The 12,452-nt window shown below is 46.0% G+C and carries 14 protein-coding genes and 2 pseudogenes; 10 read left to right on the forward strand and 6 right to left on the reverse strand.

Features of this window, described 5'->3' with window-relative positions:
- The first annotated feature begins 197 nt into the window (after positions 1-197).
- Positions 198-1,862, forward strand: coding sequence for an asparagine synthase B (gene asnB, locus K5621_RS12185; protein WP_221049360.1), 1,665 nt, complete (start codon positions 198-200; stop codon positions 1,860-1,862).
- Positions 1,863-1,952: 90 nt separating this feature from the next.
- Here asnB and K5621_RS12190 read toward each other — a convergent pair whose 3' ends face one another.
- The 6 genes from K5621_RS12190 to K5621_RS12215 form a co-directional block, all read right to left on the reverse strand.
- On the reverse strand, positions 1,953-2,186 hold the full coding sequence (locus tag K5621_RS12190; protein ID WP_221049361.1) for a DUF1289 domain-containing protein: 234 nt from the start codon (positions 2,184-2,186) through the stop codon (positions 1,953-1,955).
- A gap of 9 nt (positions 2,187-2,195) precedes the next feature.
- Complete coding sequence (locus K5621_RS12195; RefSeq protein WP_221049362.1) at positions 2,196-2,540, reverse strand: 5-carboxymethyl-2-hydroxymuconate Delta-isomerase; 345 nt, start codon at positions 2,538-2,540, stop codon at positions 2,196-2,198.
- A gap of 33 nt (positions 2,541-2,573) precedes the next feature.
- Positions 2,574-2,924, reverse strand: a complete 351-nt coding sequence (locus K5621_RS12200; protein ID WP_039035489.1) for a VOC family protein — start codon at positions 2,922-2,924, stop codon at positions 2,574-2,576.
- Positions 2,925-3,024: 100 nt separating this feature from the next.
- Positions 3,025-3,693, reverse strand: a complete 669-nt coding sequence (locus K5621_RS12205; RefSeq protein WP_100145821.1) for a DUF445 domain-containing protein — start codon at positions 3,691-3,693, stop codon at positions 3,025-3,027.
- Positions 3,694-3,820: 127 nt separating this feature from the next.
- On the reverse strand, positions 3,821-4,237 hold the full coding sequence (locus K5621_RS12210) for a GNAT family N-acetyltransferase (protein WP_221049363.1): 417 nt from the start codon (positions 4,235-4,237) through the stop codon (positions 3,821-3,823).
- A 3-nt stretch (positions 4,238-4,240) separates the two neighbouring features.
- Positions 4,241-4,519, reverse strand: coding sequence for a hypothetical protein (locus K5621_RS12215; protein ID WP_100145669.1), 279 nt, complete (start codon positions 4,517-4,519; stop codon positions 4,241-4,243).
- 638 nt (positions 4,520-5,157) lie between these two features.
- Here K5621_RS12215 and K5621_RS12220 point away from each other — a divergent pair.
- The 9 genes and pseudogenes from K5621_RS12220 to K5621_RS12260 all read left to right on the forward strand — a co-directional run bounded on the left by K5621_RS12220 (position 5,158) and on the right by K5621_RS12260 (position 12,423).
- Positions 5,158-6,186 carry a hypothetical protein gene (locus K5621_RS12220; RefSeq protein ID WP_221049364.1) on the forward strand — a complete coding sequence of 343 codons (1,029 nt, stop codon included), beginning with the start codon at positions 5,158-5,160 and terminating at the stop codon, positions 6,184-6,186.
- Between the two features lie 79 nt (positions 6,187-6,265).
- Positions 6,266-7,180, forward strand: a complete 915-nt coding sequence (locus tag K5621_RS12225; RefSeq protein WP_221049365.1) for a hypothetical protein — start codon at positions 6,266-6,268, stop codon at positions 7,178-7,180.
- 130 nt (positions 7,181-7,310) lie between these two features.
- Positions 7,311-8,360: pseudogene (locus K5621_RS12230) on the forward strand (transposase).
- A 477-nt stretch (positions 8,361-8,837) separates the two neighbouring features.
- Positions 8,838-9,614 (forward strand): hypothetical protein, encoded by a 777-nt coding sequence (locus K5621_RS12235; protein WP_100145666.1) that lies wholly within the window; start codon positions 8,838-8,840, stop codon positions 9,612-9,614.
- A gap of 110 nt (positions 9,615-9,724) precedes the next feature.
- Positions 9,725-9,967, forward strand: a pseudogene (locus tag K5621_RS12240) (transposase); the annotation flags it as partial.
- 123 nt (positions 9,968-10,090) lie between these two features.
- Positions 10,091-10,411 carry a hypothetical protein gene (locus K5621_RS12245; protein WP_071477401.1) on the forward strand — a complete coding sequence of 107 codons (321 nt, stop codon included), beginning with the start codon at positions 10,091-10,093 and terminating at the stop codon, positions 10,409-10,411.
- 243 nt (positions 10,412-10,654) lie between these two features.
- Positions 10,655-11,083, forward strand: coding sequence for a hypothetical protein (locus K5621_RS12250; protein WP_221049366.1), 429 nt, complete (start codon positions 10,655-10,657; stop codon positions 11,081-11,083).
- A gap of 223 nt (positions 11,084-11,306) precedes the next feature.
- Complete coding sequence (locus K5621_RS12255) at positions 11,307-11,810, forward strand: ankyrin repeat domain-containing protein (protein ID WP_100145663.1); 504 nt, start codon at positions 11,307-11,309, stop codon at positions 11,808-11,810.
- Between the two features lie 223 nt (positions 11,811-12,033).
- Complete coding sequence (locus tag K5621_RS12260; RefSeq protein ID WP_100145662.1) at positions 12,034-12,423, forward strand: VOC family protein; 390 nt, start codon at positions 12,034-12,036, stop codon at positions 12,421-12,423.
- Positions 12,424-12,452: the final 29 nt, after the last annotated feature.

The following is a 12,452-nucleotide window of genomic DNA, read 5'->3' on the forward strand; positions in this document are numbered from 1 at the left end:
GCAGACTAAAATGCAGATCTTTCACCAATTAAGCGATTAAATTATTCAACCTGCAAAAAAGCCACCAAACAAACAGGTTAAAATTTATAAATTAGGCCGTTTTTGTGATTTATATTTAAAAATAACGCTTGGCTTTTGAGAATTCTACAGGCAAAGTGGAGCCATTGCTGAAGAAACACCAAGTTTGGAGTCTTACCATGTGTTCAATTTTTGCCATTCTCGATATCCAGTCTGATGCCGCCGCTCTGAGAAGCACGGCGCTGGAGATGTCCAAACTGATGCGTCACCGCGGCCCTGACTGGTCGGGTATTCATACCACTGCAAGAGCCATTCTCGCCCATGAGCGGCTGGCCATTGTCGATATCGAACACGGTGCCCAGCCGCTGTTATCTGCAGACGGCCAATTGGTGCTGGCAGTCAACGGTGAAATCTACAACCACAAAGAACTCAAGGCCGAGCTCGGCGACAAGTACAGCTACCAGACCAACTCGGATTGCGAAGTGATCCTGGCGCTGTATCAGGAATATGGCTGCGACTTTCTCGATAAGCTCAACGGTATTTTTGCCTTCGTACTCTATGACAAGGCCAAGGACTGCTACCTCGTAGGCCGGGATCACATGGGGATCATCCCGCTTTACACCGGCCGCGATACCAGTGGCAACTTCTATGTCGCCTCCGAGATGAAGGCGCTGGTCCCCGTATGTAAAACTGTGGAAGTATTCAGCCCCGGGCATTACCTCTACAGTGAAGATGACGCGCCGGTGCAATACTATCAGCGTGACTGGCGCGACTATGAAGCGGTAGCCCAAAACAGCGCCTCCAGCGAAGAGTTGCGCGAAGCGTTGGAAGCCGCGGTAAAACGCCAGTTGATGTCAGATGTGCCCTATGGCGTTTTACTGTCTGGCGGGCTGGATTCCTCGGTGATTTCCGCCATTACCCAAACTTTTGCCAAGCGCCGTATTGAAGACAACGACGCCTCCGATGCCTGGTGGCCACAGCTGCACTCCTTTGCCGTGGGCCTGAAAGGGGCACCAGATCTGGCAGCGGCACAAAAGGTCGCCGATGCCATAGGCACCATACACCATGAGCTGCACTTCACCTTCCAGGAAGGCCTGGATGCCATCAAGGAAGTGATTTATCACCTAGAAACCTATGATGTCACCACCATACGCGCTGCAACCCCCATGTATTTGATGGCGCGCAAGATCAAGGCTATGGGGATCAAGATGGTGCTCTCGGGCGAAGGGGCCGATGAACTATTCGGCGGTTACCTCTATTTTCACAAGGCACCAAACGCCCGCGCCTTCCACGAAGAACTGGTGCGTAAACTCGACAAGCTACACCTGTACGACTGCCTGCGGGCCAACAAGGCCATGGCAGCCTGGGGCCTGGAAGCCCGGGTACCCTTCCTCGACAAGGAGTTTATGGACGTGGCCATGCGCCTGAACCCAGAAGCCAAGATGTCGCGCGATGGCCGGATTGAAAAGCATATCCTGCGTGAAGCCTTCGAGCATAAGCTCCCGGCCGAAGTCGCTTGGCGCCAGAAAGAGCAGTTCAGTGACGGTGTGGGTTACTCCTGGATTGACGGCCTGAAAGAACATGCCGCCGCCCAGGTGGAGGATAAAGAGCTGGCCAACGCCCGTTTCCGCTTCCCGCACAACACGCCGGAAACCAAGGAGGCCTACTTCTATCGCTGCTTCTTTGAAGAGCACTTCCCGCTGGAGTCGGCAGCACTGACTGTACCGGGTGGTAAATCGGTTGCCTGCTCGACCCCGGAAGCGCTGGCCTGGGATGAGAGCCTATCCGGCATCATAGATCCTTCCGGCCGAGCGGTGCGCTCTGTGCACACCGCATCCTACTGAGCTTAAGAAAAAACCATAAAGGCGCCGAATGGCGCCTTTATTCATTAACTTAAATCCGCTTCTGTGCCGCTTTATTTGCTTTAAGCTTGTTCACTTGCGCCTTGTTCTCAGCACTCTAAGCCCGGCAGCGGCTTGGTGGCGATCAACTTGTCGCTGCCAGCAGCGCTCGAGAATAGCCTGCCGCTCGCTGTCCGTTGCCTGATGCCAGGCCAGAATTTCTTCCAGCGTCCTGAAACACCCCAGGCAAACATCTTGCAGGTCCAGGCAGCAGTGGCGAATACAGGGAGAATCCACCCTGTTACTGCGCTTTGGCTGCCTGGACATATTAGCTTCTTAGCTACCGCGCTTAAGGTAGCTTGGCTGATGCAGCTCAGTAACCTCCAGCGATACACTGTCGGCTTTGACCGCAATCGGCTCCAGTGCGGCAAACACGCTTTGGGTCAGGGCTTGCTTTTGCTCATCGGTGCGCCCCGGCATAATGGCTAAACGCACATGGATAAAGCTTTGCGCGCTGTCCTCCCCTACCAGGAAATGCTCACAGGCATACGCCCTACTCTTGATGGCAGATGGTGTGAACAAGCCTGAGTCTATGGCACCTTGGTGCACCGCCTGAACCAGCTTGGCAATCGACAACTGCTGCGCCAGGGGCGCCGAATACTCAATAATACAGTGAGGCATAATCCTTCCTTGTAAAGGCAGAAGCGTCCGGGGCTATTCAGACCAGACGGCATACTCGTTTTGGCTCGGGCAGCGAAAATGAAAGCGCCGACCGCCGGGGAAACTGAAAATATCTTTACTGATCTCGCCGCCATGGGCCTTCACGGCCTCCAGGCTGGCATTCAAATCATTTGAGTAGAGCACCAACAGCGGGCAGCCATTGAGGGTATCGAAGTTCACCGATGAACGGAAAAAACCGCCATCGATCCCGGCCTGGGTAAAACAGCTGTAGTCCGGGCCATAGTCAACAAAGCCCCAACCAAACACCGCCTGAAAAAACGCTTTAGTGGCTTCCAGTTCCCGGGCGGGAAGTTCAAGATAGTTAATCGTATGATGTAACGCCATGGATTTCCTCCCGCCGCTTGAGCGACTTGATTGCTGTAATACTTAATATGCTGAAAAGCTTCTACTTGACCGCGCTTATCGCCAATGCCTGATAGCCAAGTTATAGCAAGCGTTGCAGGTATACGCTGACCAGCCCTATCAAACCGCCAAAGACACCGCCCCAGACAACCAGCCAGCCCAGGTGAGTTTTAATCATCTGCTGCACCATCTCTTTGACCAACTGCGGCGTTAACTCGGCCAACCGCTGCTCGACAATATCCTGAATTTGGCTGCGCATATCGGCCATCACTCCGGGCTGCTCCAGCTCGCCCTTGAGCAGCTCGTAAAAATCATCACTCTTGGCAATATCTGCCAGCGATTGTTGCATCTTTTCAATAAAGGGTTGCTTGAGCGGAGTAAGAGCTTCAGCGCCGCCAAACATGGATAACATGCCCCCCAATGATGACTGGGCAACCGTGGCCACCAAAGCATCGAAGGCCGGAGCCAAGTCTACCTTGGTGATAACACCGGAGAGATCCAGGCTCTGCTTGTCCGAGCGGGTAGACAGGAAACGGTCTATGTTGGCCTCAGAGAAGAACTGCTCCATCATCAGCTCGCTGATCGCTTGCTTAAACTGTTCGAAACGAGCCGGGATCACCCCTGAACCATAGAGACCCGGCACCTTTTCAAACAACATATGCACCGCCAGCCAGTTGGTAATGGCGCCGGATACGGCAAATAGGCCGATGTTAAATAACACATCTGAGTGCATGCCATAGCCGGTCAGCATAATGGCCAGCGCCAAGAGATTGGTAACCGCGCTCTTGTCGAGCACAGGTGTCTGTTGTACTGCTGTTTTCAATCTAAAATCCCCTGAAATTAAAACCCGCTAATGGTAGCAAACAGGGGGCAGTCGATTAAAGTAGTGCGTGATACAGACCTTGCTCTGTGTCATCCCCGGTTGCCGACATGGAGGACTCACCCAATTGGCGTTTCACTACCAGCACCTTGGCATCCTGTGCCAGAGTACGGGCTCTATGGGTGAGTTCTTTGGCAATCCCCTGACCACGGTAATCGGGCAATACAAAGAGATCATCGAGATACCACAAGGGCTGGAGTAATAAAGAAGAGAATGAAGGAAAGAGCTGAGTGAATGCCAATGGGTAATCGCCTTCGGTGGCGATAAAGATCATCGAATCATTTTCCTGCAAGCGACAGCGTAAAAATTCGCGACAACGACCGAGATCCGACTCTTGCCCCAGTTCCTGCCGATATTCATCAAACAACAGGATCAGTTGCTCCAAATCCATTTCAGTAGCCAAACGTATTTGCATTTTTCATCCCTGAATACAAGTTGAAATCTTACTATTTGCCAAAGGCAAAACGACAATAAACTTCTTAAACAAGGCAAGGCTAACATAGAAAAGCTTCTCTGGCAGCAGCTTTAGGCTGCCCTCCCCCCAAGCCTGTTCCCGTTCATGCCCATCCTGGCAGCCGTTTTCAACGAGCACACAAACCCAAGTAGACTTAGCGGTATTGGTCGGCGATAACAACTGAAATAGCCCCCAGCCATCAAGCACTGAAACAGGCAATTTAACAATTGGAATATTGCTCATATGATTTGCCGGGCAAAGTTGTTTTAATAGCTAATTATGTTGCCAACCCCCACAAAATCAGGGTTTTATTGCCTTTGTTAAAAAACTTGACCTTAAGCTAATTGTTTTACTAATAGGTACTGGGTATTGTATAGCCAATTCAACCAGTTAGCTTTAGCTTTTTCTTAAGCGAACGCTCTGCGACAAGGATACTTTTCCGTTTGTAACGGTATTCAGGGACGAACAACATGTCGCGCCCGTGCGGTAGCTATGGCTTTACTTAACGCTTTTTGTCGGGCTTGAGTTTTAGGGGCTTGGGTTTAAGGCGCTTGGTTTTAAGGTGCTTGGTTTTAAGGCCCTTGGTTGCAGGGCTTGAAGCGCTCATGGTAAGTGCCTAATAACTGATTTTTTATACAGTATTATTGACATTCTCGACAAAATGCCGGGAAGTTGCAGCTAAGTTTGCGCGTTATTTCCGTAACTTTAAAAAAAATATCATTAAATTCATATAGTTAAAAAGTGCAGCGGGTAGATAATAGGTTTGGAAACCGCGCATGCGCGTTTAGCTGCAAGGGATATTAGGACTAAATTGTATTATATCCAGCTAATACAAACAGATAGCGATGCGCGTTTACACTCCTCCGAGGACTAAAACGCGCATGCGTGCTATACAGCTGTTAGCTGAAATCAATCATACAAATTTCGGAGTATTAATGAGTAACGAAAATAAAGATTATAAGCTATATGGATGGCTTATTTTAATCTTGATCTCGGTTCTAGTGGGCGTATTTATTGACTTTCAAGGAAATAACTATGCAGTTACATATGAAAGTGTAGAAGTTGCAACTGGTCCCAATAAAACAGAGCAAAAAACTGTCGTGGTTGTTCCTGCTGCGGTGCAAATATATAAGTTAATCGCAAATTTCTTTTATGGGTTGGCAGTTGCTCTATTTGCAACGATATTTGTTGCTAGAAAGCTAGAGCAAGATCAAAAAGAAAAGCATGAAAAAGAACTTGAAAAACTCAGGGAGGCAGTGAACATAAACGTATTTGATGCTTTATTTAAAACACTAATTCCAAAAGAGATATTTCAAATTGTCAAAACAGAAATAATTGAAAACAAGGCAATACGAAAAAAGGCACATTGGACTTTTGTGTTTTCAGAGGAAAGTGGAAAAATCAAGATGACAGCTACTACTCATTATGAATTACATAATGTCAGTAAGGAACCCGTCTCTGATCCCGTGAAAATCAGTATGGAGCCATTGTCTTCTGGAAATCAAGAAATCAAAAAAGCTCAATGCCTATCAAGTGACGGTACAGCACTGATTGAATATCATCCAAGCGATGTATCAAACAACAAGAATATAAAAATTGATGATCTTGAAAATGGCGGCAAGTTAGTTAGCTACACTGTAACGGTTCCATCAAATGATTATATTGAGTCAACCTTTGAGTATTCAACAATTTTTTCTGACAAAGTATATGACTGTCAGCATACAAAATATCCAATAATTGATTTAAACATTAATGCAGTATTTCCAAAAGGCTATAGATTTACGGTATATCCATCTTTATCTAATGAGCTTAAAACGATATCAGAAGGTGATACACACAAAAATTTCAAAGTTGAAGGTGGGGTATTACCTCGACAAGGTATTATCTATACTTTGGAGAAAATCAGCTAACAAAGCGCTGCTGTCGGACAAACTCTCCGCTGCGCTCCAAATTTGCCGCAGAGCGCGGCGTTATATTCAGGAGTACTAAATGAAGTTTTCAGGGAAGTCAGTCCGATCACTAACGAAGATCCTTAAAACAGTAGGGGCGGCAAAAAAGGTGCGCTTCACAGTTCTACTCGAAGGTGTCTCTGAGGAGCTGCGGAAAGCACTTGGTTTTGATCAAAACCCGAGCGTCGGGGATTACTTGATCCCTTCGACAATGGGTAAATACACAGCCTTTAACAATAATGGAGATATAAAGGTAAGAAGAGACCTCCCTAAGGAATCTGAATCAGTCATGTTTTATGGTGCTTCAAGAGACTGGCATGGTGGAATCCATTACGGCATTAAAACCCGAACTATGGATAAGTATCCACGCGAATACATTCCTGCTCCGTCAGAAACACTAGAAATAATTGAGATTAATGGAAGGTTGCATATATCAAGCTCCGAACTTAGCTTGATTGAATCAGAAGAGAAAAGAAACATTCATGTTACTAACGTAATGCTTGAGTGTTTTTCTGAGTTTGAAATCTTTGATACAGAGAAAAACCAAATTATTGGGCCAAAACTAAAAAGGCTGCAATGGGACGTTCTGCCTCCAGGGGAATATCCTTGGGATAAATCCAAACCCATAATCCACAAGGCCACAGAAAACCTTGATGAAAAAGATAAGGAAGTAATTGAGTATAGAATGCGCATCATCGCAAAAAGAAAACCGGATTTTCTTGCTACTGGTAGGGCTGGATTTAGTGGGTATTTTGTTTACGGTTTCAAAGATAAAGATATATACGTTCTTGAAAGCATTCACCTAGATAACGCTACTTATATATTCAACAGTGAATGGGAATCTCTGTCCCAATTAACCAAAAGTGAAATCATAAATAGCACGATTCCGCACCAGCGAATAATTCACAATGGGAAGTGGAGTGTTTCAGTTGGTCGTGCCATTGATCAAAAATGAATATAACAAGGCCATCAAGATTGACGTCTTTTCCGTTGTTTGGTTTGTAACAATATGGACACCCAGCGTTAATGGCACGGAAGTTAGCCTCCGACTATGCTTTGTTTAAGCACTTAACAAGGAGGTTATTATGCCGCGCCCTCGCCGAACTCAAATCAGCCTTGAAGATACGCCCTACTACCACTGTTGCAGCCGCGTGGTGTGGCGAGCCTTTCTGTGTGGTGATGATGCCTACTCGGGTAAAAATTATGACCACCGCCGTGGTTAGGTGGAATCTTTACTGTTTGAACTGAAAGCCGTCTTTGCCATTGATGTGGCGGCATTCGCCATCATGAGTAATCATCTGCATCTGGTATTGCATATCGATATAGAGACAGCAAACCGATGGACAGACAGAGAAGTGCTTGAGCAATGGCATAAGCTGTTCAAAGGTGATGAGTTAACCCGCAAATTCACCCAGGGTGAGCTGATTGAAGCGCATGCAGTTCCCAGGCTGAAGCATACTATTGCGATTTATCGCAGCAGGTTATGTGACATCAGTTGGTTCATGCGTTGTCTCAACGAACCGATAGCGCGTCAAGCCAATCAGGAAGATAACTGTACCGGCCGATTCTATTCGCCGCCATCCCTGGCGCTCTCCCTGCGGGCCAGCTAAAGCTGTTCAAATTTATTCCGGATAAATTTGTGGGAGGGAAGATTTAAGTCACAAGCCTTACTGGATGAGGCCGCGGTGTTAACCTGCATGGCCTACGTTGACCTCAATCCCATCAGAGCCAAGATGGCCGATACGCCTGAGCAGTCGGCACATACCAGCATTCGGCTACGTATTCGGGCAGCCTTGAAATGCGAACAACCCGCCAAGCTACTGCCCTTTATCGGCAATGAATGCGATAACCTGCGCAGTGGTATTGCGTTTGGGCTCAAGGATTATCTTGAATTGGTGGATGATACCGGGCGCTGTATTCGCGATGATAAGCGAGGTTCGATAAGTGAAAAGAGTACCAAGCTACTGATGCGGTTGAATATCCCTCATGAGAACTGGCTCAAGCTTACCACTGAATTTGGAAGACTATTTCGTGGACCGGTAGGCACCTTGCAAGAGCTCAGCTGTTACTGCAAACACTTGGAGAAGCGACGACGGCATTTTGCAACCAGTTGCCAGTACTTTCAAACGGCCTGAACCCCACGCGATTTATCTCAACCGCAGTCATTGCCCCCCCCTGAACATGGGGAGGGCTAGCACAGCTCAAATCTCGCATTTTTGCGTGAAATCGGTTCGATTTCATCAAACCTCTGCAACTCAAGGATATCTTTCTACCTCCGGGTGCTCAAATCCCCTACCGGTGCTTGAACGCAGACTGAAAGAAGATTAAGTTATTGTTTTATAATGGGTGGCTTGATTTTTTATTTTGATTTTTCTTTTCGCCCTCATAGTTCACTGAACTATATGCCGCCCGTTGCGAATGCCAAGCAAGCAGCATAAGCTGGAAAATCTCATCAAGAGATTGGTACTAATCTCGGGGAAAGGTCACTCCGAGGACTAAAACGCGCATGCGTACTATATCGCTGTTATAAGCTATTTATATTATGTAAACTTCTTAACGGAGCACTGAAAGTTTTTGTGCAATAAGTAAATTTTTAATTTCCAAGGTATGATGTGAAAAAAACGATTAACAACTGTAACGATGAAGTTATTATCAATATTGAAGTGGATGAAATTAATACTTTAGAAACACTCACTAAGTTAGCCGACGCTTATGTTGATATTTCGTCTAGAATCGACGAGTATCGCGCTGATATTGACTGGAACTGCCCTATTGAAATTAATGTGGTGACTCCCGAAGGTTCGGTCAGTGAAGAGGAGATGTTCAAGAAATTTACGACTGATCCAACTTTAGAGCGAAAAGCGGTTACTTTTATCTACAATATCACTAATTACTGTAAAACAACCACTTTGGAACTTTGGGGTGGGGATGAAGACCATCTTGCTGAACCAGGAGCTTATGCTCTTTGTATGTATCATGAAAAATATATTCCGTTGTATATCGAGCTTTTACTTCAAAATGATTTGGATCATGAGGTATATCAATCGGGTCATATAATTGACATTATAGAAAAATATGGTTTTACTTCGGATGTTCTTCGTTTAATGGCGAATCGTGTTGACGCTGCTGCAGGTCAACATGGTAGCGAGGATATGAAAGAGTATCATCCACAATTAATGGAGCTGTTTTTAAACCAACCCGAGCAAAAATCTTTATTCCTTAATACAGCGGTACAATCTATTTATTTACGTTCCATTCCATATAGCCTTCCATTTGACTCTATACGTGATTTGAGCATTTATATTCAAGAAAGCGGTGAAAGAACAAGGTGGTTGAAGCAACAGGAAGAGCAAGCCAAAGATACCTTTGGCAAGAATGTTAGGTGGTGAGTATAGATTGATGTTCTGTACGCTGATAAAAAGTGTGGACACCCAACGTTAATGGCGCGGTAGTTAGCCTCCGACTATGCTTTTTTTAAGCATTTAACAAGGAGGTTATTATGCCACGCCCTCGCCGAACTCAAATCAGCCTTGAAGATACACCTTACTACCACTGTTGCAGCCGCGTGGTGCGGCATGCCTTTCTGTGTGATGATGATGCCTACTCGGGCAATAATTATGACCACCGCCGTGGTTGGGTGGAATCGTTACTGTTTGAATTGGAAGCCGTTTTTGCCATTGATATGGCCACATTCACCATAATGAGTAATCTTCTGCATCTGGTGTTGCATATTGATATAGACAGAAAGAAGATTAAGTTATTGTTTTACAGTGGATAGCTTGATTTTTGCTTTTTACATCAGTTTTCAATTAACAAGTCAACTAACTGAAGCGCTACTTGAGGCGTGATACCTCTCGGGGAAGTAATGGAAAGCATCACAGAAGAAATTATCGGAAAATACATAGATGTAGCTCAGTATAAGGAGTTGAGTAATTTTATACCTGACAAGAAGTTGGAGATAGTTGAAATAATCCCGCCAGAAGAGGTAACAGCAATCCGTGAAAGGTATAACCCTTATCTTGAAGGTATTGATGCAAACCCCATTGCTGTCACCCTAGGCGATGAAATGATTTTTATCGGTAGTGGTCCAAAAAATGAAGGCAACGTGTACTACGTAGATATAGAGTTTGGTGTTTTCAAGTTACACAACTCTATTTCTAAGTTTTTAAGTGCAATCAAATTCTAGCAAGACAATGTTACATTACTGCTGGACTTGGTAACGCTTGGCAAAATTCCTACAATTACAACAAGAGTTATGGGCATAGTGGTTTTTACTGTATTTTTAATTTAAATAGTTGAACATCGGCTTGCAAGACTACATGCGACATCTTGCATCCTTGATTCTAATCTCGGGAAAGGTCAGTAGGCGCGAAATCTAACAGTTCATATAAACCTATACAGCTTAATTAAGACATCAAAAGAAATGGGAATGGATATGGAATACAGCAGAGAAAACATTGAACAACTGCTAGAAGGGAAATTGCGGCAAGCTTTAGCTGACTTTGGCGAAAAAGAGCTAAGGATCATTGACGTAGGCGTGTTTCCTTGGCACTCGGAGATCAGTGTATCCTTTCTCTTCAGCGAAGATTCGGCAAAGGAGGATGATATTGCGGCATGGCCGCATTTTGATTACTCCAAGATATTTGCAGGTGATTGGGAGCAAGCCAAAGAATTAGCCAAGACAATGAATGAAATGTGGGCTATCAATAATGATCCAATCCCATTTTTCTCGGATTTCGGTTCTGCATTAACATCTGACCGAATATCAAGCGTTATAAAACGGTTCAATCTGGCGCCAGACTTTAGGATACAAGTCCTGAACCCAGATAACCCTAATAGTAAGAATTTCTGCACCTAGTGGGGGCCGTAACCCTCTGTCAAATGCAGCACTACAGGTATTGATAAAACAAGCCGTCATATAAACCTTATTCGACAGCATAGGTTTATTGGCCAATGGTGAATGTTTGCCCATTTTTTGTCGGAAAAACTCAACCAACATGCGGCTATTGATAAATCTCATACTCTAGAAAACATTAGGCTTGATACCCACTCGGAACCATTAAGTCAGGACGGATAAATAAGTGAACGAAGCAGTCATACTGAAATTAAGGGCTCTGATGGCATGCATCAGGGAGAAGAGAACCGCTGATGCAATCGACTTATTGCAGATGAATTCAGAGCTGGTTCGATTACAAACGCCACTGGGCAGCATGCTTCATATTGCAGCTGATAATGACAACTTGGCATTGTGCCAGGCTTTGGTCAAGCTGGGAGCCGATATCGATAGCAAAGACAGTATCAGTGGCAGCAGTCCAATCCATAGGGCGGCTTCGAATGGCAACGAAGATATCGTGAACTACTTCATCGGCCTTGGCGCAAGACTCGATATTTCTGAGCCAGACCGCAATCCCCTTTTTACTGCAATACATTATGGCCACCTCCATATTGTGAAGCGGCTAGTGGAAGCGGGTATAGATACAAGGGTCCGTTATACCGGCCCAACAATGAAAAATATGGGAGCACTTGAGTTTGCCCATGAGTGGGGGCGCACTGAGATTGCAGATTACATCCAGTCCATCAGCTAACGCCCTCACTTTGCGGTGATTGCCCCATGTAAGCCGGACTTTGAGCCCTCCCGATTTAGGCGACAATGGCTACCTTCGCGCCCCAGAGCTCCCGCCAAAGAAACCCACAAAGCCCGGCTGACTCGGCTACACTCAAAACTGAACTCATTGCGGGCTCAACAAACCGGGTCGATTAATGAAAACGGCCAAGTTATCAGCCCGCCAGTCTCAGGAGAACCTATCTATGAACTCCCCCTTTAACACCCATGGAGCCTTGAGTTGGCACGAATTGACCGCCAATGATTCTGAGCGGGCGATGCGGTTTTATGGTGAAATTTTTGGATGGAGCTTCAAGACCATGCAGTTGCCGCAGGGGCCTTACCACATCATAGAAAACGAAGGTATCGGCATTGGCGGTATAACAGACAGTCCGGCGCCAGCCATGCCGAGCAACTGGACGGGTTATATTACCGTCAAAGATGTCGACGCCGTTGCCATCAAAGCCAAGGCGTTGGGAGGCGATATCCTTTACGGCCCGGAAAACATTCCTCAGGTCGGTCGCTTCTGCTGGATAAAAGATCCCTGCGGCGCCATTATTGCTGCCATTACATACACCCAATCCGGCGAAGATTGAATCCGCTCCGTTTGGTAAAGATCATTCAT

This window comes from Shewanella carassii (assembly GCF_019670705.1).
Lineage (GTDB): Bacteria > Pseudomonadota > Gammaproteobacteria > Enterobacterales > Shewanellaceae > Shewanella > Shewanella carassii.